This window comes from Ideonella sp. BN130291 (assembly GCF_036231905.1).
In the GTDB taxonomy this organism is placed as follows: Bacteria; Pseudomonadota; Gammaproteobacteria; order Burkholderiales; family Burkholderiaceae_C; genus CAMLIZ01.
In genome coordinates, this window is sequence record NZ_JAZARE010000011.1 from 58859 (window position 1) to 82594 (window position 23736).

General features: G+C 69.4%; 21 protein-coding genes. 7 read left to right on the forward strand and 14 right to left on the reverse strand.

Translation table 11 applies throughout. The features are described 5' to 3' along the window. Positions 1-31: 31 nt before the first annotated feature. From VPH43_RS21755 to VPH43_RS21780, 6 genes are all read right to left on the reverse strand, one after another. Positions 32-1342 (reverse strand): LacI family DNA-binding transcriptional regulator, encoded by a 1311-nt coding sequence (locus tag VPH43_RS21755; protein ID WP_328579861.1) that lies wholly within the window; start codon positions 1340-1342, stop codon positions 32-34. A 37-nt stretch (positions 1343-1379) separates the two neighbouring features. After that, a complete protein-coding gene (gene arr / locus VPH43_RS21760; RefSeq protein WP_328579862.1) occupies positions 1380-1778 on the reverse strand; it encodes an NAD(+)--rifampin ADP-ribosyltransferase in 399 nt (132 codons plus the stop codon). Then, complete coding sequence (locus tag VPH43_RS21765) at positions 1775-2350, reverse strand: TetR/AcrR family transcriptional regulator (RefSeq protein WP_328579863.1); 576 nt, start codon at positions 2348-2350, stop codon at positions 1775-1777. Before VPH43_RS21765 ends, arr begins: the two co-directional genes overlap by 4 nt. Before the next feature lie 109 nt (positions 2351-2459). Beyond that, positions 2460-3938 carry a sucrose phosphorylase gene (gene gtfA, locus VPH43_RS21770; protein WP_328579864.1) on the reverse strand — a complete coding sequence of 493 codons (1479 nt, stop codon included), beginning with the start codon at positions 3936-3938 and terminating at the stop codon, positions 2460-2462. A gap of 60 nt (positions 3939-3998) precedes the next feature. Next, positions 3999-5339, reverse strand: a complete 1341-nt coding sequence (locus tag VPH43_RS21775) for an MFS transporter (protein WP_328579865.1) — start codon at positions 5337-5339, stop codon at positions 3999-4001. Between the two features lie 36 nt (positions 5340-5375). Further along, a complete protein-coding gene (locus tag VPH43_RS21780) occupies positions 5376-7706 on the reverse strand; it encodes a TonB-dependent receptor (RefSeq protein ID WP_328579866.1) in 2331 nt (776 codons plus the stop codon). A 245-nt stretch (positions 7707-7951) separates the two neighbouring features. Between VPH43_RS21780 and VPH43_RS21785 the strand changes: the two genes are divergently transcribed. The 5 genes from VPH43_RS21785 (at position 7952) to VPH43_RS21805 (ending at position 13128) form a co-directional block, all read left to right on the forward strand. Then, entirely contained in the window at positions 7952-8953 is a 1002-nt protein-coding gene (locus VPH43_RS21785) for a substrate-binding domain-containing protein (RefSeq protein WP_328579867.1), read from the forward strand. Between the two features lie 226 nt (positions 8954-9179). Further along, positions 9180-9605, forward strand: coding sequence for a hypothetical protein (locus tag VPH43_RS21790; RefSeq protein ID WP_328579868.1), 426 nt, complete (start codon positions 9180-9182; stop codon positions 9603-9605). Between the two features lie 102 nt (positions 9606-9707). Continuing rightward, positions 9708-10682: a Bug family tripartite tricarboxylate transporter substrate binding protein gene (locus VPH43_RS21795; RefSeq protein WP_328579869.1), complete on the forward strand. Its 975-nt coding sequence runs from the start codon at positions 9708-9710 to the stop codon at positions 10680-10682. Between the two features lie 71 nt (positions 10683-10753). Then, on the forward strand, positions 10754-11770 hold the full coding sequence (locus VPH43_RS21800; RefSeq protein WP_328579870.1) for a MerR family transcriptional regulator: 1017 nt from the start codon (positions 10754-10756) through the stop codon (positions 11768-11770). Between the two features lie 38 nt (positions 11771-11808). Then, positions 11809-13128: an MFS transporter gene (locus tag VPH43_RS21805; RefSeq protein WP_328579871.1), complete on the forward strand. Its 1320-nt coding sequence runs from the start codon at positions 11809-11811 to the stop codon at positions 13126-13128. 52 nt (positions 13129-13180) lie between these two features. On the opposite strand, the gene VPH43_RS21810 is transcribed toward VPH43_RS21805, so the two are convergent. The 7 genes from VPH43_RS21810 to VPH43_RS21840 form a co-directional block, all read right to left on the reverse strand. Continuing rightward, positions 13181-13441, reverse strand: coding sequence for a hypothetical protein (locus VPH43_RS21810; RefSeq protein WP_328579872.1), 261 nt, complete (start codon positions 13439-13441; stop codon positions 13181-13183). A 33-nt stretch (positions 13442-13474) separates the two neighbouring features. Then, positions 13475-16996, reverse strand: a complete 3522-nt coding sequence (locus VPH43_RS21815; protein WP_328579873.1) for a choice-of-anchor D domain-containing protein — start codon at positions 16994-16996, stop codon at positions 13475-13477. Beyond that, complete coding sequence (locus VPH43_RS21820; RefSeq protein WP_328579874.1) at positions 16993-17310, reverse strand: hypothetical protein; 318 nt, start codon at positions 17308-17310, stop codon at positions 16993-16995. Before VPH43_RS21820 ends, VPH43_RS21815 begins: the two co-directional genes overlap by 4 nt. Before the next feature lie 65 nt (positions 17311-17375). Beyond that, positions 17376-19103, reverse strand: a complete 1728-nt coding sequence (locus VPH43_RS21825; protein WP_328579875.1) for a sensor histidine kinase — start codon at positions 19101-19103, stop codon at positions 17376-17378. A gap of 192 nt (positions 19104-19295) precedes the next feature. After that, positions 19296-20279, reverse strand: a complete 984-nt coding sequence (locus VPH43_RS21830) for a Bug family tripartite tricarboxylate transporter substrate binding protein (protein ID WP_328579876.1) — start codon at positions 20277-20279, stop codon at positions 19296-19298. Then, positions 20276-20668, reverse strand: coding sequence for an AtuA-related protein (locus tag VPH43_RS21835; RefSeq protein WP_328579877.1), 393 nt, complete (start codon positions 20666-20668; stop codon positions 20276-20278). The genes VPH43_RS21830 and VPH43_RS21835 overlap by 4 nt, the downstream gene beginning before the upstream one ends. Then, positions 20665-22011, reverse strand: coding sequence for an acyclic terpene utilization AtuA family protein (locus VPH43_RS21840; RefSeq protein ID WP_328579878.1), 1347 nt, complete (start codon positions 22009-22011; stop codon positions 20665-20667). The genes VPH43_RS21835 and VPH43_RS21840 overlap by 4 nt, the downstream gene beginning before the upstream one ends. A 70-nt stretch (positions 22012-22081) precedes the next feature. Between VPH43_RS21840 and VPH43_RS21845 the strand changes: the two genes are divergently transcribed. Next, positions 22082-22981: a LysR family transcriptional regulator gene (locus tag VPH43_RS21845; protein WP_328579879.1), complete on the forward strand. Its 900-nt coding sequence runs from the start codon at positions 22082-22084 to the stop codon at positions 22979-22981. 22 nt (positions 22982-23003) lie between these two features. Here VPH43_RS21845 and VPH43_RS21850 read toward each other — a convergent pair whose 3' ends face one another. Beyond that, positions 23004-23543, reverse strand: coding sequence for a sensor histidine kinase (locus VPH43_RS21850; protein WP_328579880.1), 540 nt, complete (start codon positions 23541-23543; stop codon positions 23004-23006). Between the two features lie 4 nt (positions 23544-23547). Here VPH43_RS21850 and VPH43_RS21855 point away from each other — a divergent pair, with 4 nt between their 5' ends. Then, entirely contained in the window at positions 23548-23715 is a 168-nt protein-coding gene (locus VPH43_RS21855) for a hypothetical protein (protein WP_328579881.1), read from the forward strand. Positions 23716-23736: the final 21 nt, after the last annotated feature.

Sequence of the window (23736 nt, forward strand, 5' to 3'; positions counted from 1 at the left end):
CGACCGCGGACGCCTGGCCGGCGGCTCACGGTCAGGTGATGGTCAGAGAAGACCGCCGTGGTGGGGCCAGCGTGGCGCCAGGCACGATCTCGGTGGGCAGGACGATGCTGGATGGCCCGGCGTGGGGCTCACCTTGGTGCGACGTGTCGATGCGCCGCACCAGCTCTTCGACGGCGCGCCGTCCGAGCTCGTGCAGAGGCTGGCGCACGGTGGCCATCTGCACCCAGCGCGCCATCAACGTGTGGTCGTAGCCCACGACGGAGACGTCATCGGGCACACGCAGACCCCGGGCGCGCAGCACTTCCGCGCAGCCGAACGCGATGGCGTCGTTGCCTCCGAACACCGCTTGCGGCAACTGCCGGCCACGGTGGCGCCGCAGCCAGTCCTGCATCGCTTCACGGCCGCCCTCGATGGACAGCGGCGCGCGGACCACGTGGCCGGCCGCGGGTTTGACGCCGGCTTCGGCATGTGCGCGCATGTAGCCATGGACGCGCAAGTTCGGGCCCGAAAGGTCCGACGGCCCAGCCACGTACAGGATGCGGCGGTGCCCCATGGAAAGCAGCCGTTGCACCATCCCATGAGCGCCGGACTCGTCGTCCGACTCGACGTTCACGGCTCCGTTGACTGATCGGTCGGCCTGCACCGACACCATCGGCGTGTGCCGCGGCAACCAAGCGGAACCATCATCCTGGAGACGCGGGCCGAGCAGGATGAGACCATCAACGCGGCCATCGCACAGGGCCGGAAGACGCGCCGGAGCTTCCGCCCAGTCGTTCAGCGTGAAGACGGCCGTTGTCTGGCCGGCGGCAGTGGCACCTTGAATGACACCACTGAACACTTCGAGGAAGTAAAGGTTGGGCTCTTCGCCCAGGAAGTTGGCGACGAAGCCGATGGCATTCGTGCGACGGTTGGCCAGCGCGCGCGCGGTCGCGTTCGGCCGGAACCCCAGCTGCTCTGCGGCCGCCAGCACGCGCTCACGTGTCTCGGTCGACACGCGCGCCGAGCCACGACGCCCCCCGTTCAGCGCGGATGAAGCGGCCATTTCCGACACGCCGGCTGCACGCGCAACGTCCAGCAGCGTGGGTGCGTCGCTTCGGCGTCGAGTCCTGGGTGGTGTCGCGCGAGGGAGTGTCGGCTTCGATGTGGGCACGGAGGTTCGGCGCAGGCACAAGGTCGCAGGGTGGCGCGGCGCGCAGCGGCGCACTGTAGCACCGGCCTCGAGCGCGATGAACGTGATGACCGCTCGGAGTTCCGGGCGCTGTACAGGAGCGGCCTGTGACGGGTGAAGAGATCGGCGGGGCCAGGCGAAGGCGCGGCTCGGGACAGGTGGCGCATAGAGCATTTAACATAATGCACATTGTCGCGCATCCAGAAGCGGCCTAGTTGAGGATCTCGCCCATGCCCTCCTGGACACGGCGCCTGAGCTCCTGGACAAACTCGGCATCGAACGGCTCCCAGCGTTCGATCTCACCCACGACCCTCAAGGGATGCCGGCTTCTGTAGGAGCGCGTGGGGTTGCCGGGAAACTTCTTGTCCGTCACGTTGGGGTCGTTCTCGTATTCGCCGGTGGGCTCGACGATGTAGACCCGTGGCTTGCCGGGGCCCCTGGCCATCTCGGCGGCCAGGCCGGCGCCCTTGCTCAGCGCGGTGAAGTAGACGTGGTTCATCACCAGGCCGTCCTGGTAGTTGGACGTGAAGCCGGCGGTGAGCAGGTCGCCCACGCGCAAGTCCGCCTTGGTGCCGTGAAAGAACGGGCCGGAATCGAGCTCTGGCTTCATTTGCGCGTGTGGCCGGTTTGGCCGCCCTTCGGCCTGCACAGGCCATCAATGTAGAAATCCAGGTGCCGGTGGGCGATGGCGCGTTCTTGGCCAACGGGCAAACCGATGGCAAGCGGCCTGGCAAAGCGGATCGTGGCGAACACGATGTCGCGTTCCGAGACATCGTTGCCCAGTTTCCCGTCGTGCGCAGCGCGCGCGACCAGCGTTTTGAGGAGCGCCGCGGCACGGGCGCGGAGGTCGGGCCAATCGCGTTTTTCGAGGAGCGGGTGAATGATGTTCACCACTCCGATCCCGTTGTCCAGGGCCGCGTGCATGTAGCGGCGCAGCGCGTCCACCCCGTTCAACTTGCTCTGTGCGATGGCCTCGCCCGCGCTGATGCTTCTTTCGAGCGCATGGCGCGCCACGGCGTGGAGCAACCCCTGACGATCCGGGAAGTGGCGGTAGAGCGTGCCGATGCCCACGCCGGCGCGCTCCGCGATGGCGTCGCGTGACGGCTCACCGCCCGCTTCAAGGATGAGTTCGATCGTGACGTCCAGAAGGCGCTGGCGGTTCCTTTGCGCATCGGCACGCATGGCGTTCCCTGTTGCCGTTCTCGGCAAGCTCTCGCATAAGCGGAGTATATTCCTCCGCTTATTGGCGTCAACACCGTTGAAGGCTGAGGGAATCGCCGTCAGGTCCCGGTCAAGCACCGAAGCGGATCAGCTGCTCCTCTGCGCCCGGCAGACGGGACCGGATTCCATGCGCCCGAGTGCGTAGATCGACCACGAGCTCGATCTGCGCATCCTTGCTGCTCCAGCTCAGGTGCAGCGCGTTGTCCCCGGTTTCGTGCAGCTTGAAGGTCCCCGCGAAGGCGGGATGCGTGTTGCGCAGCCGGATCAGGTCGAACAACTGCCGCACCACCGGCTTGGCCAAGGCGGTGTCGAACGCAGCCGCATCGAAGCGCTGGCGGTTGATGTCGCGCCCTACCCCCGTGCGCCCCAGCAGCACCATGTCGTTCTCCCCTGCCAGCAAGCCCACGTAGTACACCTGCGGCACGCCGGGCAGGAAGAACTGCACTGCGCGCGCGATGAGGTAGTCCACATCCTTGCGTCCGAGCGCGTCGTAGTAGGTGCAGTTCACCTGGTACAGGTCCAGGTTGGACGCGGCCGCGCCGGTGGCCAGCCGGCTTTGCCCGCCGCTGGCCTGGTGGATGTGCTCCACCAGCTGGTCCAGTTCGTCATCGGGCACCAGCCCTGGCCGCGCCGGCGTCACGCTGCGGTCGGCGCCGATGTCGATGATGCCGATGCCGTCGTGTGTGTCCAGCACGGTGATGGCATTGGTCGGCCGCATGGCGATCCAGCGCTTCAAGGGCACGGCCGTGCCGAAGGCCAGTGCATGCAGCAGCAGCGGCGGAAGCGCGAAGTCGTACACCCAGCCCACGCGGCCGGCCACCTTGATCTGGGTGCGGTGGTGCGAGTGGATTTCCACCAGCACCTCGATGCCCAGTGACGTGGCTTCGGCGGACAGCTCGGCGATGAAGTCGAAGGTCTCGGGCAGCATGAAGCACGACGTGCCCGCCTTCTTGACCGCATAACCCACGGCGTCCAGCCGCACCATGCGCACGCCGCTGCGGCTCAAGGTGGCGAGGATGTCGCTCAAGTATTGCCGCCCTGCCGGGTGGTGCACGTCGATGTCGATCTGCTCGCCGGTGAAGGTGGTCCACAGCAGCCGGCGTTCGCCGCTGTGCAAGGTGAAGCTGGTGAACGGCAGGCCCGGGCGCGGGCGGTAGATGTCCAGCAGGTTGCGCTCGGTGGCCCCATGCGGAAACACGCTGCGCAGGGTGAGGAACATGCCGGCGTAGGGTGACTCCGCCCCATGCGCCAGGTAGTCGCTGAACTGCGGTGAATGCGAGGACACATGGTTGACGATCACGTCCACCATCAGGTCCACCTTCCGGCCCAGCTCGGCCACGTCCTCCCAGCTGCCCAGGCGCGGGTCCACGCGCAGGTGGTCGATCGGGTCGAAGCCGGCGTCCGCCCCGTCGATGCGGTCGAAAAAAGGCAGCAGGTGCACGCCGCCGAACAGCCCTTGCAACGGGCCCTTCAGCAGGGCCTGCAGCGCCGTGAAGGTGCCGCCCGGCAGGCGGTCGACATAGGTGATGAGTTGAACCTGGTTTTTCATGGGGCGGCCGGCGTGCGAGCGCCGGCAACTGCAAACGGAGAAGAAGGAGGTGCTGGTGGCTCAGTGAAGACCAGGCGCCACTCCGGGCGCCTGCGCTGTGGCCGGTGTGGCCGCCGTGCGCACCCGGCACGCGCACACCGCCGCCACCAGCAGCAGCGCACCGGCGAGCCGGATCACGTTTTCCGGCCGGCCACCCAGCCAGCTGCCGTAGAACAGCGGCAAGGTGGCGATCTGCAGCAGCATGGGCAGCACGATGAACATGTTGAAGATGCCCATGTACACGCCCACGCGGTGCGCCGGGATGCTGCCGGCCAGCAGCACGTAGGGGTTGCCCATGATGCTGGCCCACGCCAGGCCAATGCCCACCATCGGCAGGAACAGCCAGGCGCGGTCATGCAGCAGGGGCAGCGCCAGCATGCTCAGGCCCGCCAGCACCAGGCAGAGCGCATGCGTGCCCTTGGCGCCGAAGCGGCGGCCCAGCGGCAGCAGCAGGAAGGCGCCGACGAAGGCCACGGCGTTGTAGAAGCCGCCCAACTGCCCGTTCAGCAAGGCCGCCTCGCGCAGGGCCGGCGACGTGGGATCGGTGGTGCCGTAGAGCGTGGAGGCCAGCGCCAGCACCACGTACTGCCAGTAGCAGAACATCGCATACCACTGGAACAGCTTCATCCAGGCGAGCTGCCGCATGGTGGGCGGCATGTCGCGCATCGCCAGCCGCACCTCCCGCAAGGCAGCCATCCAGCCGCGCGGCTGCTGCCGCATGCGCTCGCGTTCCACCACGGATAGCGGCAGCTCCGGCGTGGTGCGCACCGACCAGACGATGGACGTGATCGAAAACACCGCGCCCACCAGAAAGGCCGCGATCGTGATGTGGGGCACGTGGTGGGCGTTGACAGCGTCCTTGTCCATGCCGGCCAGCACCATGATCGTGGGCGCCAGGTACGCCAGCGTCTGCCCCAGGCCGGTGAAAGCGCTCTGCATCAGGAATCCGATGGAGTGCTGCTCCGGTGCAAGCCGGTCGCCCACATAGGCGCGGTAAGGCTCCATCGTCACGTTGTTGGCCGCGTCCAGGATCCACAGCAGGCTGGCGGCCATCCACAGCGTGGGGCTGAAGGGCATGAGCAGCAGCCCCAGGCTGCACAGCAGCGCGCCGATCATGAAGTACGGCGTGCGGCGGCCCCAGCGCGAATCGGTGCGGTCGCTCCAGGCGCCGACCAGCGGCTGCACGATCAGCCCGGTCATCGGGCCGGCCAGCCACAGCAGCGGCAGGCTGGCCTCGTCCGCACCGAGGTAGCGGTAGATCGGGCTCATGTTGCTCTGCTGCAGCCCGAAGCTGAACTGGATGCCGAAGAAGCCGACATTCATGTTCACGATCTGCCAGAAGTTCAGGTGCGGCTTGTTCACGGGGGTGCCTTGTGCCTGGGGTGCCGCGCGACGGCGTCAGAACGAGTACTTCATCGCCACCCGCACGGTGCGCCCGTTGATCGAGCGGGCCGCATGGCCGTCGCCCTCGATCTCGGTGTAGCCGATGGCGTTGAACGCATTGTTCACGCTCAGCGAGAGGTCGACGTGCTCGCTCACCCGGTAGCTGGCGTAGGGGTTCACCACCACATAGGCCGGCATGGTGATCGTGTTCTCGTCGTTGCCAAAGGACTTTGTCGTACCAATGAGCGCGGCGCCCGCTTCCACCGGCCCGAAGGCATAGCTCGGCACCAGCTGGTAGGTGAGGTCGGCCTGCCGGCGCGGCTTGTGGCCCACGTTCGTGCCGTCCTTGGTGCCCGTGATGCGGGCGTGGGTGAGGGTGGCGCCGCCATTGATGCGGAAGTCGCCGACGCGCCAGCCAAGCTCGAGCTCCAGGCCCTTGGCGTCGTAGCTGTTGTCGGTGAACTTCTGCGAGGTGACCTCGTAGTTGCTCTCCTTGGTCTTGGCCTGGAACAGCGTGGCAAAGGTGGAGAAGCCACCGCTGCGCCACTTCACGCCACCTTCCACCTGCTTGAGCTGGTTCACGTTGACGGGCTGCGAGCCGTCCACCGGGTTGCCGTAGAGCAGCCGGTCCGCGGAGAAGGCGACACCATCGCTGGCCCGGGCGAACAGCGCGAGGTTCGGTGCCAGCTGCCAGTTGGCACCCACCGAGTACGAGGTGTGGGCCACCTCGTAGTTCACGACGCTGCGGCCGGCTTCGTTCCAGGTCTGCGCGAGCAAGTCGCCGCTCTGGAACCAGCCGGTGGCGCGCTGGTGGTCGCGGCGCACGCTGCCGTCCAGGGTGACAGGCCCGAGGTCCACCGACAGCGCGAGGTACGGCGCCGTCTGGCGGTATTGCACGTCGAAGGTGCGCACGCAGCAGCCGCCCCAGGTCTGCCACCCGTTGGACACCGGTTGCGTGGTGGGCTCGCCATTGGCATCCACCACGCGGGCGTTGGTGCCCTTCATCTCCAGGTTGTACTGGTTCCAGAACCAGGTCTCGGCCACGTTCTGCGTGCCGCTGAACAAACCCGCGGTCAGCGTGGTGTTGGCGCCGCCGAAGGTCAGTGTCTTGCTCAGCTTCAGGTCGTTGAACTGGTTGCCCAGGTCGTCGATCGAGGTGTTGAACAAGGTGGCCGTGAAAAACGGCTGGGTGCCATTGCTGCCGTTGTCGGCCGGGAAGGCGGCGATGAAGCGGCCGCTGTTGCTGGCGCGCCGGAACTTGTCGCTGAGCTGCCAGCCGTCGCCGAAGCGCAGGCTGGCCTCCAGTCCGATGGCGTCGCTCTTGACGTGCAGGCCGTCATGCGGATTGGTGGTCGCATAGCCGCCATCGCGTGTGAACACCTTGTCGGCGGTGAGGTGAGGCGTGATGAAGTAGGCCGTTCGCGGATTGACACCTGGAATCGCGTGGATGGAGCCGTGGCCCACGCCGGCGCTGTCCACCGAGTCCACCATCACCGGCACCGGCATGTAGGACGGTGTGCGGTCGTCCAGGTGCTTGAACGACAGGCGCACGAAGCCGTCGGCAAAGGTCTTGGTGAGGTTGCCGCGCAGCTGCCCGCCGTTCTCGGCGTTGTAGCCGGACTCGCGGGCGCCCTGCCCGGCGCGCTGGAAGCCGCCCACCTGGAACTTCCAGCCGCTGCCGAAGCTGCCGCCGTAGGTGAAGTCCAGGCGCGTCCCGGTGTGGCCGCCAAGCCCGAGGCTCAAGCCCGCGCTGCCGCCCTCCTCGCCCGCCATGCTGATGAAGTTGATGACGCCGCCGGGGGAGTTGGATGCGAGCGTGGACGCCGAGCCGCCACGCAGCGCCTCCAGCCGGTCGAGCATGAAGTCGGTGCGCAGGAACTGGTCGGCGGTGCCGAAGGCGATGTCGCCAAACAGCAGCACCGGCAGGCCGTCTTCCTGGAACTGCACGTAGCGCGAACCACCCGCCGAGATGGGCGCGCCGCGCACCGTGATGTTGGCGTTGCCCTCGCCGCCGCTGGATTCGGAGCGCACCCCTGGCACGCTGCGCAACAGCTCGGCAGAGCTCAGCGCGCCGCTCTTTTGCACCTGCTCGATGTCCATGGTGCTGATGGACACGCTCTGCTTCATCTTCGTGCGCGCCACCGATGTGCCGGTGACCACCACGCGCTCCAGGTTGAGCCCCTCGTTGCGCTCCGGCGCGGTGACGGGCTGCGCCGCCGCGGTGTCGCCAGCCGGCTGGGGCGCGGCTGCCTGCGCCTGCGGTGCGCTCGACTGCGCCTGGGCCGCCAGCGCGACGAAGGTGGCCGCCGCAACCGCCACGGCGCGGGGGATGGTGTTCATTGTCATGGAGGGTCTCCGAGGTGTTCGTGCTCCGCGATCCAACGGCGCGGTGGACGAGACTGTAGGGATTTATGCAAGCGGTTGCGCTAGTGGCTTTACTGACGAACAATGCAAACGCATGCAAACGGCTTTTCATCACCCCTGAGCGCCACTTCCTCACGCTTCGCTTCATGCCTCGACCGCCCGCCCCGAGCCCGTCCTCCCCCTCTTCAGCCGCCCTGCCCGGCGACGCAGCGCCACGCCGTGTGCAGATGTCCGACCTGGCCCGCCTGGCGGGTGTGTCGGTGTCCACGGTCTCGCGCGCCCTGGCGGGCAGCGAGCTCATCAGCCTGGAGACGCGCACCCGCATCGCGGAGCTGGCCAAGTCGCTCCACTACGCCGTGAACGTGGGCGCGCAAAACCTCGCCAGGGGCCAGAACACCACCGTGGGCGTCGTGCTGCCGCTGGACCCCTCCACGCGGCAACAGGTGTCCGACCCATTCTTCCTGGCGCTGGTCGGCTCGATCGCCGACGCGCTCACCGAGCAGGGCTGCGACATGCTGCTGACCCGCGTGGACGCCGATCACCTGGACCGGGCCGCCCAGCTGTATGACAGCGGCCGCACGACCGGCATCCTCCTCATCGGGCAGTGGCATCACCACGACCAGCTCAACAAGCTGGCGCTGCGTGGCGTGCCGCTGGTGGTGTGGGGGGCGCGGCTGCCGGGCCAGCTCTACTGCACCGTGGGCAGCGACAACGAAGCCGGCGCGCTCGCGGCCACGCGGCACCTGCTCCACCAGAAGCGCAAGCGCATCCTCTTTGTCGGCGATCCCGAGCTGCCCGAGGTGAACCGCCGCTACGCCGGGTACACGGCTGCGCTGCACGAGCGGCGCCTGGTGCCCCAGCGCGACCTGGTCCTGCCGGTGCCGTTTGCGGCCGACCTGGCGCGCGCCGCGATCGAGGCGCGCTGCGTGCAGCCGCTGGACTTCGACGCCGTGTTCGCGTGCTCGGACCTGCTTGCCATGACGGTGATGAACGCCCTGCGGGGCAAGGGCATCGAGGTGCCGCGTGACCTGCCGCTGGTGGGCTTCGATGACGTCGATCTCGCGCGCCATCTCCATCCGGCGCTCACCACCGTGCGGCAGGACATCACCGGCGCAGGACGCGCCATGGTGAGCGCGCTGCAGCAGCTTGCGGCCGGACAGGGGGTGGCCCCGATCCAGCTGCCCACCGAACTGGTGGTGCGGGAGAGCAGCCGTTGGGCTGGCCGCTGAAGGGCGACAGACGCGCGAACCGATGGAAGGGCGAACGCAGCGCAAGGAACGTCTTTTGCTTTCGCTCCTGCATTCATCAGCGAAATGTGGATCTTGGCGAGTGGATTGCAGTGTTCTCCTGAATCGACAACTGATTGAAGTCTCGACGCTCGGGGAACAGCTGCAACGCTGTGCCAAAAAAACCGCTGCCCGACATTTTTACCGCCAACTTTGCAACCACGCGTCCTTGCACGTGCTGGCCAGAGAGCGGTTCCTGCTGCCCGCATGGCGCAAGGTCGGCTGGAAGGACCTGTCCTCCGAATGCCTTGCCGCGCACTTTGATTTCAAGCGCGCGCTGGCCGACATGCTGGTGTCGCCACCGGGTAAGCCACAGTACGTTGGACACCTGGCTGCATTCATGCGGGCCACGGCAGTCCAGCGCGACATCGACCAGCGCATCCTGGTGCCGTCGCTGCGCACCGCGCTCCCCTTGGCCGAGCGGCGCCTGGTGTTCAACGACATCGAGCTGCTGTATGCCTCCCATACCGCGGATGGCCCGCCACAGCGCTCGGAGGCGTCGCCCTGGCATGACCTCGTGAACGAGGCGCAGGTGGTGCTGTCCTCGCTGCCGTCGGCCATGCCGGGCGGTGCCGACCAGCTCGAAGCTACATAGCGGCCACTTGGCGCTGGCGCACGGCGACGCGGCGGCAGGTTTTGGCGGTACGCTTGCGCGCTCCATCCCTCCACGAGAAAGCGCCCGATGAAGCCTGCCGTGATGCCCCGTTCCGCCCGCCGCCTCGCCTTGAAATCCCTGGTCGCGCTGTCGCTGCTGGCGTCGGCCGGTGCCTGGGCCCAGGGCAAGACCGTCAAGGTACTGGTGGGCTTTGCGCCCGGCGGCGGTACCGATGCCATCGCCCGCACGCTGGCCGAGCACCTCAAGGACGAGCTCGGCGCCACCGTCATCGTGGAGAACAAGCCCGGCGCCGGCGGGCAGCTGGCCGCGCAGGCGCTCAAGGCCGCGCCCGCGGACGGCAGCACCTTCTTCATCAGCCACGACCACACCATCTCCATCCTGCCGCTGGTGTCCAGGAGCCCGGGCTTCGACCCCGCGCGTGACTTCGTGCCCGTGGCCGGCTTCGCCAGCTTCGTCAACGCCTTCGCCGTGTCCGGCGGAACGCCGGCCAAGAGCCTGAACGACTACACCGCCTGGGTGAAGAGCCACGGCAACGGCCAGGGCGTCGTGGGCATACCAGCGCCGGCCTCCACGCCCGAATTCCTGGTGAAGGTGCTGGCCGAGCGCTTCAAGCTCGACCTGGTGCCCGCGCCCTACCGCGGCAGCGCGCCCATGATCGGCGACATGCTGGGCAACCAGATCGCCGCCGGCGTGGGCTCGGTGCCCGACTTCATCGAGAACCACAAGAGTGGCCGAGTGCGCATCGTGGCTGTGCTGGGCGGCAAGCGCCAGGCCATCCTGCCGGACGTGCCCACCCTCGCCGAGCTGGGCATTGGCGGCTTCGAGGACCTGCCGTACTACGGCTTCTTTGCCCCGGCCGGCACGCCCAAGCCGGTGATCGAGGACTTCTCGCGCGCACTGGCCAAGGTGATCGCCCGGCCGGACGTGAAGGAGCGGCTCACGGGCATGGGCCTGGCGGTGGAGTTCATGAACGCGCAACAGCTGGCCGCGCGCGAACGCGCCTACAGCAAGAGCTGGGCGGAGATCATCCGCACCAGCGGCTTCCAGCCTCAGTAGGCGGCGTCGCCGATGGAGCCTGACGCAGCGTCAGGCTTCAAACTGGCGGCTTCGACTCCCCGGAGCCCCACGTGCTCAAGATCGGCGAACTGGCCCGCCAGGCGGGCCTCACGGTGCGCACCCTGCACCACTACCACCACATCGGGCTGCTCTCGCCCACCGCACGCTCCGACGGCGGCTACCGGCTCTACGGCCAGGCCGACATCGAGCGGCTGCATGCCATCCAGGCGCTGCGCCAGCTCAAGCTGCCGCTGGAGGACATCGCCCGCCTGCTCGATGGCGGCGTGGCCATGCCGGTCATCGTGGACCAGCAGCTCGACGCGCTGGACCGCGAGATCCGCCAGGCGCAGGCGCTGCAGGTGCGGCTTCAGCTGCTGAAGCAGAAGTTCGGGCGCGGCGAGCTGCCCCAGCAGGAGGACTGGCTCGCCTCCCTGCGCCTGATGAACGCCTGCCAGCCGCACTTCAGCGCCAAGGAGCTCAAGGTCATCCTGGGCAACCTGCCGCTGGTGGCCGGCGAGCTCAGGCTGCTGATGGCGCTGGTGCGCGAGAAGATGGACGCCGGAGTGCCGCCCGACGGCCTGGACATCCAGCCCCTGGTACACCGCTGGATGACGCTGATGGCGGTCTGGATGAACGACGACCTCGGCCTGATGCGGCGCTGGGGCGAGGTGTATCGCCGCCATCATGCCGACATGGGCGGCAGCGGGCCGGACCTGGGCATGGTCGCCTACCTGGACCGCGCGATCGAGCACCGCATCGAAGCGCTGTCCCGGTATGTGTCCATGGAGGAAATCACCCGCATGGCCCGGGTACCGCTGGCGCAATGGCAGGCGATCGCCGAGCGCGCCGCGCAGGCCGTGGCAGCGAACGAGCCGCTGCAGGGCCCCGCGGCGCGGCAGCTCGCGTGCGACTGGCTCGGCTTGATAGACCGGCTGACCCGGGGCGACACCGGCTTGCGCGACCGGCTGATCACCGCCTACCGCGAGAGCGAGGTGCTGGCCGCCGCTGCGGCCATCCCGCCCGAAGGCCGCCGCTTCCTCGAGGCGGCCGCTGTGCATCACCAACTGCTTGACCCTGCCGTGGCGTGAGGCTTGAGACTCCTTTTCAACGCGAAAAGGAGTTCTCGATGTCCACCTCGTCCGGTGCCACCGGCACCGCTTCCCATCGGGGCGCGCAGCGCACTTCGCTGTTGCGCCAGCCGGGCTTCGCCTGGCTGGTGTCGGGCAGCTTCATCACCCTGCTGGGCGACCAGTTCAGCCTGATCGCCCTGCCCTGGCTGGTGCTGCGCATCAGCGGCGACCCGCTGCAGCTGGGCCTGGTGCTGGGCGCCATGAGCGTGCCGCGGGCGGTGTTCATGCTGATCGGCGGCGCGCTGGTCGATCGCCATTCGCCCAAGGCCGTGCTCATGTGGAGCAAACATGCCTGCACGCTGCTGCTGCTGGCGCTGGGCGGCCTGGTGATCGCTGATCGCCTGACGTTGCCGGCGCTGTACCTGCTGGCCTTCGGCCTGGGCCTGGCCATGGCCTTCAGCATCCCGGCTGGCAGCTCCATGCTGCCGCACGTGGTGCCGCCGGCGCAGCTGCAGGCGGCCAACGGCATCCTGCTGGGCCTGCGCCAGCTCACCATGTTCATCGGGCCGGTGCTGGCGGGGCTCACGATCGCCGGCATCGGCGCAAGCACGCAGGCGTCGCCACAGTCGTCGCTGGGCATCGGCGTCGCCTTCCTGGTGGACGCGGCGACCTTCGCGCTGTCCGCCTTCACCTTGTCGCGGGTGCGCCTGCTGGCCTCGCCGCGGCGCCCACCCCAGGCTGCCGGTGTGTGGCGCTCGGTGGCCGACGGTGTGGCCACGGCCTGGAACGACCGTGACCTGCGCAGCTGCTTTCTCTATTGGGGCGCGGTGGCCTTGCTGATCACCGGCCCGATGCAGGTGGCCCTGCCGGTGCTGGCCAGCCGCCTGCCTGGCGCCGGCGCCAACACGCTGGGTATGTTGGCCGGTGCCCACGGCGCGGGCACGCTGCTGGGCATGGTGCTGGCCGGTGCGCGGCCGGGTTGGCGTGCAGGCACCCTGGGCGCCACCTTGCTGCTGGTGGACGCGCTGGTCGGCCTGCTCTTCATGCCGCTGGGCCACATCGACAGCGTGGGCCCTGGCCTGGCGCTGCTGCTGGCCATCGGCGTGCTGGGCGGTTTCATGCAGGTGGCCATCTTCACCTGGATGCAACGCCGGGTGCCACCGCAGATGCTGGGGCGCACGATGAGCATCTTCATGTTCATCTTCCTCGGCGTGGCGCCGCTGTCGGGCGCGCTCACCGGCTGGGTGATGCGTGGCGTGGCGCTGCCCACGTTGTTCATCGCCTGCGGGGCGGCGCTGGTGGCCGCGGTGGGGGTGGCGCTGTGCTTCACCCGCATACGCCACGTCACTGACGCGCCACGCGCCGCGGCGGGCTGAGTGGTGTGAACGGTTCTGCGAACAAGCGTGGAGTGCAGGGGTCGGGTGGAGGTCAGGCGTCGTGGTGCCGGCCCCGCCAATACGCTAGACCAAGCGCAACGGCGATGGAGACCATGGCGACGAGGCCGACGTCGAACAGGACGTAGAGGAGGCTCTCGCGCCATTCGCCGCTCGCAAACGTTGCAAACGCGCCCAGCCCCATGCAGGACAGTGCCCACGCGATGCGCCGGGACTGGGGCCCACCCATGCGTGCCCAGGTGAAGCCCAGCAGCACGCCAAACGCGAAGGGGAACATCTCGAACAGTTCGGTCACGGGGTCACCTGCTACGTTGGTTGATCGGCGCCTTCACGACTTGTCGTCGTCCTGCATGTCGTCCCCTTCGTCGCCGCAGCAACCATCGATCGCCTGCGCATTGCAGGGGCCGTTGCACTGGCTGCCGCAGCAGCCGGCGTGGTGGTCGTCGTGGCCCTTGCCGCCGCAGCAACCACCGCAGCCGCCGGGGATGGTGTAGGCCATCACGTCCAGCGTTTTCACCGGAGTCGAAGGGTCGTCGCTGACGATGACGAGCTCGCACGCCCGGGGGCATTTCTCCGTCGCCTTGTAGCGGATGAGCACACTGAGGCACGAGCCGGGCCGCAAGGTCGCAGGGAACGGGTTGTTGACCAGCTTCCAGTGCGGGCTCTTGCGCTTGAAGGCCACGCTCGTGACGTGCAGGTCGCACTCGCCGACGTTGCACAGTGCGATCGTGCGCTCGCCCAGGCAGCATTCCTTGACGCCGCCGATGCAGGTGGAGCCGGTGACCACGAGCCGGCCCGAAGGGGCCTCGCCACGCAGCGTGACGGATTTCGGCCCGGCCGGGTCGTCGCTCGCCACGTTGATGGTGGCGGACTTCACGCCGAAGCTCGTCGGCGCGAAGCGGACAGGCATCGCGATCGCGGTGCCCGACGCCACGAGAATCGGATACGAAGCGACACCCGGAACCACGAACTGCCCGTCGGACGAGGTGATGCCGGTGACGGTGAGCACGCACCGGCCGCTGTTCACGAGGGTGAGCGCAAAGTCCTTGAACGAGCCGACGCACACCTTGCCGAGCTCGCCCGAATCGGCCACGACCAGGTCCAGCTCAGGCGGCGGTGCCCGGCCGCAGACCGCGATCGCCCGCACCCCGGCCGCGTCGTTGCTGAACACGCTCAATGTGCCGGCCTTCGGCCCGAAGCTGGCCGGGCGGAATCGAATCGGCAGCGTGATCGCATGGCCCGCCGCGACGGCAAGCGGATACGAGACGACCCCAGGCAACTCGAAGTCGGCCGCCGACGATGCGATGCCGGTCACACGCAGCACGCAGCTGCCGGCGTTGTGCAGCACGAGGTCGCGGTCCACGAAGCTGCCGCGGCATGCGGCTCCGAAGTCGCCGCTGTCGGCGATGGCGGTCACGAGCCGCGGCGCGCCCGGGACGCCGGTCGCGGCCAGATCCACCACCGGTGCGTTCGGGTCGTTGCTCAGGATGCGGATAGTCGCCGCCTCCCTTGCCGCACCCGCGGGCTGGTAGCGCACGGTGAAGTCCACGTGCTCGCCGGCCCGGATGACCAGCGGCGTGCCAGGCGTGGCCAGCACCGAGAAGCTGGTCGAGCCCATCAGGCGCTGCACGGCGCTGACCACCAGGTCGGCCGCGCCGACGTTGAAGACGGCGAGCGTGAGGAACTGCGGGCCCTGGCAGACCTCGCCGAACTCCAGGTTGTGCTCGAGATGGACTGCAATCGACGGCCATCGGGGCACGACGAACGAGAACACGCCGCGCCCGAAGGTGGCCGCGCGCAGCTCGCCGCGGTGATGGACGAGCTCGAACACCGGCGCGCGCGGAAAATGCAGGTCGTCCAGCACGCTCCAGCTGGCGCCTCCATCGACGGAGCGCAGCACGCCGAAATCGGTGCCGGCGTACAGCCCCGAGGGCGTTTCGCTGCCGTCGACCGCAATCGCGTTGAAGGGCAGGTCCAGCGGCGGGGAGATGTCGGTCCAGGTGGCGGCCGTCAGCGAAGTACGGAACACATGTCCGCCCGGAAAGCCGCTGAAGCCGCCGACGGCCGCGTAGATCGTCGCAGGGTCCTGCGGATCGAACGCGATCCCGCCGACAAAGCGCCCCGGCAGGTTGCGCGTGATGTCGGTGAAGGTGGGGCCGCCGGCGGCCAGCGCGTCGGTGGAGAGGAGCACGCGCCCCCCGACCGTGATGACGAGGTTGTTGCTTTCGGTTGGTGCCACGTCCGCTTCGCTGGCAGTGCCCGCGATGGCGACGCTGTTGGGCCAGGTCGCGCCGCCGTCCAGGCTCTGCCACAGGTTCTGGTTGCTGCTCGCGTAGACCACCCCGCCGTTGTTCGGATCGGTGGCGACCGCCGCCAGGTAGACGCCGACCTCCGCGGCCGACCACGGTGGGTCGATGCCGGCGTACGAGCCGCCGTCGTCGGTCGAGCGCAGGATCGTGGAGTTGCGGCGGCCGTAGACCTGCGCTCCCAACTGGCCGTCGTAGGCTACATCGAACCCGTCGCCGCCGGTACCGAATGTCCAGGTGGGCGCGGCGGCGCCGGCCGTGGTCACGACGCCGTTGTCCTGCAACGCGCCGACAGTGACGCTGGCGGTCGCATCGCGTTTCACGTCCAGGTTGTAGAACAGCGCGGTCTGCAGGCCCCCCGCGTTGAGCGACGTGAAGTTCACGCCGGCCGTGCAGCGGAAGATGCCGCCATCGTTGCCGCAGAACGCCACCGAGAGTGGGCCGGCCTGAGGTGCGAACGCCCATGTGTGCGTGTCGGCGTGCAGGCCGGTCAGGCCGGCAAAGGTGGCGCCGGCGTCGCTGGACCGCCCCTGCCCCAGCGTGCCGACGTAGACGATGTCGCCTGCGCCGTCACCGGGCGAGGCGGGGTCCACGGCCATGTGGAAGGCGTAGCCGCCATAGCTGGTGCCGATGGCTCCGATGGTTGCCGTGCCGGCCCTCAACGTCCAGTTGGCACCCTGGTCGGTGCTCTGGAACAGGCCCAGAGAATCCGCCGAGCCGAACGGCAGGCCGGTGCCGACCAGTGCGGCATAGAGCACCTGGATGCCCGCCGGACTTGCAGGCGTGGCCGGCGGCGCAAGCGCGACCACGACCTTGCCGACGCCACTGAAGCCGCCGGCGCTGATGCTTGTCGCGACGGCGGTCGTGGCCGCGTCGAGGATGGTGGCCCAGTTGCGCCCGCCATCAGCGGAGCGCACGACCCCTGTGCCGCTGATGCCCGCGTACAGGATGCGCGCGTTGGCCGGCGAGGTCGCATCCAGCACCAGCGAGCGCACGTCGCCCGCGGGCGCGCTGCCCTGGGTCCAGTTGAAGCCCCCATCGGTGGAGACGAACAGGCCTGCATTGCACGCGAGGTACAGCCTCTGGCCGTTGGCCGGATCGACGATGACGACGTTGATGATCCGGCTGAAGAAGATGCTCGCGTTGCTTGGCGTGGTGAGCGGGTAGCTGGAGCCGAGGCGGATCCAGCTCGCGCCTCCATCGGTCGATCGGAACAGGCCCGCTGGCGGTTGGGTCGAGTCGCCAGAGAACTGCGAGCCGTTGCGGCTGCTCGTGCCGACGTAGAGCGTGTCGGCGTTGGTGGGATCGATCGCGATGGCACCGGGCCCGCCGATGCCGAGCGATGGTGCGCGGTCGAAGACGGGTGTCCATGTGCTGCCGCCGTCGCGCGTGCGCCAGACGCCGCCCCACGCCGTGCCGATGAAGATGACGTCAGGGTTGTTGGGGTGCACGGCAATCGCCGTGACCTGACCGTTCGCATGGATGCCACCCTGGTCGATCGGGCTTGGGCCGATCGGAGCCCATGCGGTGCCGTTCAGGCTCATGGCTCGCCCCCGGTCTTCGGGGGCTCATCACCGGATGCGGGGGTGCCGGCGGGCGGGTCCATCGACGGCCTGACCAGCGCACCGGGGAGCCGGTACCACTGCTCGCGTGCAAGCGCATAGCGCTCGGGCGTCGGTGGAAGGCTGCCAAGAAAGCGTCGCCTCTCGATCTCGAGGTGCTCGTCGGGGTCGTCGTAGGGTTCTCGCGGCGGATGCTCGTCGCTATCGCCGTGGTTGCCCCCGCCGCCGTATCCGCCGCCCTGACCATCCTGGCTGTCGCGGGGGCGCCCGCCACTGCCTTGCTGCTTCTTCGCCATCGCCGCCTCCTTCGCGCAAGCCACCGGTGCGGCGCGTAGGTCCTAGGTTCGGCGACAGCCCGGGCTTATACAAGCTGCGAGGTAGGGGGTTGCGATGGGGAGCCTTCAGGCAGGTCCAGCTCGAACCAGAACGTGGAGCCCTCGCCCAGCGTGCTGCGCACCCGAAGCTCGCCCCCCATGGCGCGCACCAGCTCTCGGCTGATCGCCAGGCCCAGGCCCACGCCCTGGCGTTGCTGGAGGCCGTTGCCGGCCTGCTCGAAGGCACGGAAGATCCGCTCCAGCTCATGCGGCGCAATCCCGATGCCGGAATCCTCCACCTCGAAGCGCATGCGGCTGATGCCGGCCGCGGCCGCGGGCTGCGCACTCACATGCAGCACCACCTTGCCCGCCGGAGTGAACTTCACTGCGTTGTCCAGCAGGTTGAGCAGCACCTGGCGCAGCCGCAGCTCGTCGGCCACCAGCGTGGCCGGCAGGCCGGCGGCCTGCAGGTCGAAATGAAGCGGCCGCTCGTAGGTGCGCAGCTCGCAGGTGGCACGCAGCACCTCCAGCCAGGGCGCCAGCTCGAAGGGCGCCGGGTGCAGGGTGAGGCGGCCGGCATCCAGGCGGGCCAGGTCCAGCAGCTCCTCCACCAGGCGCAGCAAATGATCGCCGCTGCTTTCCACCAGCGCCAGCAGGCGCCGCTGCTCGGGCGTGGTGGTGCCGCGCGCCAACAGTATTTGCGTGAAGCCCAGCACCGCGTTCAGGGGCGTGCGCAGCTCATGGCTCATGCTGGCAAGGAACGCCGTCTTGGCCTGGCTGGCCGCCTCGGCTTCGGCGCGCAGCTGGCGTTCGTGCTCCAGCCGGCGCGCCTCGGTCATGTCGAGCACGAAGGCCACGCCCTGGTCGGTGCCCGCAAAGCGCGAGGCGCTGACGAGCACCGGCACCGTCGTGCCGTCCTTGCGCACCAGGTCCAGCTCGTAGGTGGCGGTGCCGGTCTCGCGCAGCTGCTGCATCGCCGCACGCGACGTTGCACGGGCATGGGGCGCGAGGTAATCCCGGCGCTGCACCTGGCCGGCGTCGAACTCCGCGCGTGTCCTTCCGATGATGGAGAGGAAGGCGTCGTTCACGTTGAGGATGGGTCCGCCGATTTCCGCGACGACGATGCCCACCACGCTGGCATCGATCAGTTGCCGCACCCGGGCCTGGGAGGCGGCCAGCGCCGCAGTGCGCTCCTCGGCGTCGCGCAGGGCTTTCACGAACATGCGTGCACCCACGGCGGCCATGGCGCCCAGCGCGCCCAGCTCCACCGCCGCTTCGCCAAGGAACGCCAGCACCTGGTGCACCGGCAGCCGGGCCAGACTGGCCGCAGCCGCCAGGGCAACCAACTGCAGCAACCAGGCCAGCGCCGCCGCGCCGGGGCGCACGAACAGGGCGGCCACCACGATGGCATACATGAAGGCCACGTCCACCGTGGGCACCGCGCCGGCATACAGCTGCGGGTCGATGCCCAGGGTGCTGGCCGCCACCATCAGCAGCACCAGGCCCCAGGCACCGGCGGTGCCGCCGCGGCGGTTGAGCCACCAGCACACGCCGCACAGCGGCGTGACCGCGAACACCACGCACACCGTGAGCGCCGGGCGGCCGATCGCCACGACCACCGCGCCCAGCAGCAGGGCCAGCACGGCCAGCGCCGCCAGCACCCAGCTCAGGCCGGCGTTCAGCGCGGCACGCACCGGGTCCTGCGTGTGCACCCGCGCGAACCAGCGGCAAGCCTCGGCGGCTTGCAGGCGCAGGGTGGTGATGGAGGCAGCCATGGCAGTGCGTGGGCGCTGCCGGAGTATCGGACAGCCCACCCTTCCCGTGGCAACCAGGAAACTAGGGGCTCGCGGGCGAATGCATGGCGGCGATGAGGCCCTTCATGGGCGCCGCCGCAACAACAGGCGACGTTGCCGCGCCACCCGGCTTGTTGTCCACTCGCGTCACCTCAAGGAGGTGTGCTCATGGCCTCATTCTGGGTCGATGCCCGCGGCCTTGATCACCCGGCCCCACTTCTGCGCCTCGGCCGCCTGGAACTGCGCCAGCTCCTGCGGGGTGGTGGTCCAGGCCTCGGCGCCGGCGGTGTCGAAGAAGGCCTTGGCGGCCGCGCCGCGCGTGGCATTGAGCAGCAGCTCGCGCAGGCGCGCGACCACCGGCTGCGGCGTGCCGGCAGGCACGTAGGCCGCGAACCAGTAGCCCATGTCGTAGCCCTTCACGCCGGCTTCGTCGAGGGTGGGCACATCGGGCAACAGCGGGCTGCGCTTCTGCGTGGAATAGCCCAGCGCGCGCAGCTTGCCCGACCTGATCTGCGGCATGCCGGTGGCGGTGTCGGTGATCATCAGGTCGATCTGGCCGCCCAGCAGGTCGGTCACCGCATTCGGGTTGCTCTTGTAGGGCACGTGCAGGATGTCGGTGTGCGAGAGCTGCTTGAACATCTCACCGGCCACCCGGCTCGATGAACTGCCGCTGCCGAAGCTCAGCTTGCCCGGCTTGGCCTTGGCCGCGGCCACCACGTCCGCCACCGTCTTGTAAGGTGCATTGGCGCGCGCCACCAGCACCTGCCCGCCCTTGCCCAGGCCGGTGACGGGCAGGAAATCCTTCACCGGGTCGTAGGGCAGCTTCTTGTAGAGGTGCTCGTTGGCGGCTTGCGTGGTGTTGGTGGTGATCAGCACCGTGTAGCCGTCGGCCGGTGCCTTGGCAGCGGCCTGCGCGGCCAGCATGCCGCTGGCGCCCGCCTTGTTGTCCACCACCACCGCCTGCTTGGTCTGCTCGGTGATCGACTGGCCGAGCGCGCGTGCCAGCTGGTCGGTGGCGCTGGCGGCGGCAAACGGCACGATGAAGGTGATGGGCCGTTCGGGGTAGTGCGCGCTGCCTTGCGCGGCAGCCGCCAGCGGGCTCAGGGCGAAGGCGGCAGCCAGCGCCAGCAGCGGCCGGCGGCGGTGGGGGTGCGTCATGGTGTGTCTCCGTTGGAATGGGTGTCAGGGCTGGGTGGCGCGCGCCTGAGCAGGGGCAGCAGCGCCAGCGGCAGCTGGATGGGCAGGTCCAGCAGCAGGAAGGACAAGGCCTTGCCGTGGCTGTCGAGGTTGAGCGCATCGTTCACACCGCCGTCCAGCACGTCGTCGAGCACGATGTTCATCGCGTGCAGCCGAGGCAGCAGGTACCGGCTCACCGGGCTGGGGCGGCGGTGTGCAAAGAGCTGGGCGACCGCGGCTTCGGTCACCTGCTCCACGATCACGCCGTACAGCGCCGGGTGCCAGGCGATCACGCTGATGTTGGACCGGTTGCCCTTGTCGCCGGTGCGGCCATGGGCCAGGTACTGCAGCGGTACGGTGACGGTGCTCATTGCACGAACTCCACGCGCGCCGGCACAAGCTCGCGCGGCACCAGGCAGGACCGCGTGCCCAGGCGCTGGCGCATGCCCGTGCGCACCCCGCCTCCGCCGGCCGGCCCGCAGGTGTAGAGCGCGGTCACTTCGCGCAGCAGGCGTTCGGCGCTGCGGCGCTCGGCGTGGTTGAGCGCCACCCGCAGCCGCACGTCGCGCGCGTCGCCCACCGGCAGCGCGTCCAGCCAGCGGCCGGCGTCGTCGGCGAACACGCTGGCCACGCCGATCAGGTCCACCCGCAGCGGCCCGAGCCCCGCCAGGCGTGCACGCAGCACGTCGGCAGCCAGCCGCGCGCGCGCTTCGGCGCCCCGCCCCGCATACGAGATCTCGCCCTCGGCCAGCCAGCCATGGGCGTGGAACACGTTGACCTTCAGGTGGCTGGGCCGCGGGTGGCCGCGCACACCGGCCAGGCGCACGAGGTCCGGGCCCACGGCCTGCACCACCGCGTCGCCGATGTCGGCCACCACATCGGGTGTCAGGTAGGCCGATGGGTCGTGCAGTTCGTAGAGCAGCTGCTCCTTCACCGTGTGTTCGTCCACGCAGCCGCCGGTGCCGTCGGCCTTGCCGAGGGTGCAGCTGCCGTCAGCCTGCAGCTCGGCGATCGGGTAACCGACGTTGGCGAGGTCGGGCACGTCCTTGAAGCCGGGGTCGGCGTAGTAGCCGCCGCACACCTGCGCGCCGCACTCGAGCAGGTGGCCCGCCATGGTGGCACCGGCGATGCGGCTCCAGTCGTCGGCTGCCCAGCCGAAGTGCGCCAGCGCCGGGCCCACGGTGAGCGAGGGGTCGGCCACGCGGCCGGTGACCACGATGTCCGCGCCCTCGCGCAGCGCCTGGGCAATGGCCTCCGCGCCCAGGTAGGCGTTGGCGCTGGTGATCTTGAGGCCCTGTGCGCTCGCGCCCAGGCACTCGCGCAGCAGCGCTTCATGGTCCGGATGGGAGAGGTCGTCGCCGGTGACCACCGCGATGCGGGGCGGCCGCAGCCCCAGGTCACTGGCGAGCCGCAGCAGCCGACGCGCCGCCGCCTGCGGATGGGCCGCGCCGAAGTTGCCGACGATGCGGATGCGATGGCGCAGGCAGTCGGCCAGCACCGGCTCGATCATTTCCACCAGCAGCGGCTCGTAGCCGGCCTCCGGGTCCGCCTGGCGGGCCAGCTGGGCCAGCGCCAGCGTGCGCTCGGCCAGGGTCTCGAAGATCAGCACCGCCGCGCAGCCGCGCCGGATCAGCGTGTCCACCACCGGACGGGCCGCGTCGGTGCGGTCGCCCGAGAAGCCGGCCGCCGAGCCGATGTACAGAGGGTGCGTCATGCCGCCGACTGTAGGATGGGCGCTTTGTGCTGTGAATTCGTTTGTTTGGATGAATTGATCGGGTAAGCCGATGAGTGAACCGAACCTGTCCACGCGCCAGCTGCGTGCCTTCGTGGAGCTGGCGGAGCTGCGCAGCTTCACGCGCGCTGCCGCCCGCTGCCATCTGTCGCAGCCGGCCTTCAGCGCGCTCATCCGCTCTCTGGAGCAGGCCGTCGGTGCCCGCCTGTTCGACCGCACCACCCGCACCGTCGGCCTCACCCCGGAAGGCAGCCTGTTCCTGGATGGCGCGCAGCGGCTGCTGCAGGACATGCAGGCCACCGTGGAGGACCTGGGCGCGCATGTGGCGCTGCGCCGCGGCCGCGTGTCGCTGGCCGCGCTGCCTGCGCTGGCGGCGGGGTGGCTGCCGGCCGTGCTGCAGGAGTTTCGCGGGCGCTACCCGGACATCGAGCTCGACATCGCGGACGCCCTGTCGGAGGAGTGCGTGGAGCGGGTGCGCGCAGGCCGGGCCGACTTTGCGCTGGCCGCCGTGCGCGCCAACGCGCCGGAGCTGGCCACCGAGCCGTTCTGCACCGACCGCTTCCACCTCGTCTGCCGGCGCGACCACCCCCTGGCCGCCAGGCGCCGCATCGCGATCGGCGCCCTCGCAGGCCATCACATGGTGAGCCTGGCCCGCTCCAGCAGCGTGCGCCAGCTGGTGGAAGCCGCGCTGCGGCCGCTGCAGATGCGCTCGGTGATGGAGCTGGAGCAGCTGAGCACCGTGGCCGGCATGGTGCGCGCCGGCCTGGGCATCACCGTGGTGCCCTCGCTCACGCTGTTCCATTTCGAGCACGCGGACCTTGTGACCCGGCCCCTCGGCACGCCGGCGCTGCGCCGCGAGATCTTCCTCATCCGCCGCAGCGACCGGGCGCTGTCGAGTGCGGCGCAGGCGTTGCTGGCGCTGGTGATGCGGCGCAAGCCGGGCCCGCGCTAGCGGCCGCAGGCACCGGCTGCCCTCAGTGCGGCTCCCTGGGCAGCAGCACGGTCGCGCGCAGCCCGCCCTGCGGCCGGTTCTCCAGCGTCAGGCTGCCGCCGTGCCGCACCACCAGCTCGCGCGCGATGTACAGCCCGAGGCCGCAGCCGCCGGTGTCGCGGCTGCGCGATGCGTCGAGTCGGAAAAAGGGCTGCATCACGGACTCCAGCGCTTCGGGCGGTATGCCGGGGCCCTGGTCGTCCACCGTGATGCGCACCGCCTTGGGCTCCGAATGCACCGTCACGTCGGCGCGCTGGCCGTGCCGCAACGCATTGCCGACCAGGTTGACCAGCACGCGGCGCAGCGCCATCGGCTGCACCAGGGCCACCGCGCTCCGGCCGGCCAGGCTGACCGGCTGCTTCAGCTCGGCGAGGTCGTCGGTGATGGCCTGCACCAGGGCGAACACGTCGGTGCGCTGCGGCGGCTCCTGCAAGGTGGCGCCGCGAAACACCTCGAGCGCGGTCTCGATCAGGCTGTCCATCTCGCGGATGTCGCAGATCGCCTTGCCGACGGATGTCTGCACCACCGTGTACCAGTCCGCCACCGGCTACAGCAGCAGCCTGAGCAACCTCTCGCGCATCAGCTTTGCCACCGACAACGTGTTCTCCGATGGGGTGACCACCGAGCTGGCCACCGTGACGGGCAACGTCACGGACGGCTACACGGCGGCGCTCACGGTGGGCATCTCCGTCTGACAGGCCGACCGCGCCAGCGGC

Coding starts and splice junctions, on each gene's coding strand:
- VPH43_RS21755 (WP_328579861.1), bottom strand. CDS start 1,342: ATGCTCTATGCGCCACCTGTCCCGAGCCGCGCCTTCGCCTGGCCCCGC.
- arr (WP_328579862.1), bottom strand. CDS start 1,778: ATGAAGCCAGAGCTCGATTCCGGCCCGTTCTTTCACGGCACCAAGGCG.
- VPH43_RS21765 (WP_328579863.1), bottom strand. CDS start 2,350: ATGCGTGCCGATGCGCAAAGGAACCGCCAGCGCCTTCTGGACGTCACG.
- gtfA (WP_328579864.1), bottom strand. CDS start 3,938: ATGAAAAACCAGGTTCAACTCATCACCTATGTCGACCGCCTGCCGGGC.
- VPH43_RS21780 (WP_328579866.1), bottom strand. CDS start 7,706: ATGACAATGAACACCATCCCCCGCGCCGTGGCGGTTGCGGCGGCCACC.
- VPH43_RS21785 (WP_328579867.1), top strand. CDS start 7,952: ATGTCCGACCTGGCCCGCCTGGCGGGTGTGTCGGTGTCCACGGTCTCG.
- VPH43_RS21795 (WP_328579869.1), top strand. CDS start 9,708: ATGCCCCGTTCCGCCCGCCGCCTCGCCTTGAAATCCCTGGTCGCGCTG.
- VPH43_RS21805 (WP_328579871.1), top strand. CDS start 11,809: ATGTCCACCTCGTCCGGTGCCACCGGCACCGCTTCCCATCGGGGCGCG.
- VPH43_RS21815 (WP_328579873.1), bottom strand. CDS start 16,996: ATGAGCCTGAACGGCACCGCATGGGCTCCGATCGGCCCAAGCCCGATC.
- VPH43_RS21820 (WP_328579874.1), bottom strand. CDS start 17,310: ATGGCGAAGAAGCAGCAAGGCAGTGGCGGGCGCCCCCGCGACAGCCAG.
- VPH43_RS21825 (WP_328579875.1), bottom strand. CDS start 19,103: ATGGCTGCCTCCATCACCACCCTGCGCCTGCAAGCCGCCGAGGCTTGC.
- VPH43_RS21830 (WP_328579876.1), bottom strand. CDS start 20,279: ATGACGCACCCCCACCGCCGCCGGCCGCTGCTGGCGCTGGCTGCCGCC.
- VPH43_RS21835 (WP_328579877.1), bottom strand. CDS start 20,668: ATGAGCACCGTCACCGTACCGCTGCAGTACCTGGCCCATGGCCGCACC.
- VPH43_RS21840 (WP_328579878.1), bottom strand. CDS start 22,011: ATGACGCACCCTCTGTACATCGGCTCGGCGGCCGGCTTCTCGGGCGAC.
- VPH43_RS21845 (WP_328579879.1), top strand. CDS start 22,082: ATGAGTGAACCGAACCTGTCCACGCGCCAGCTGCGTGCCTTCGTGGAG.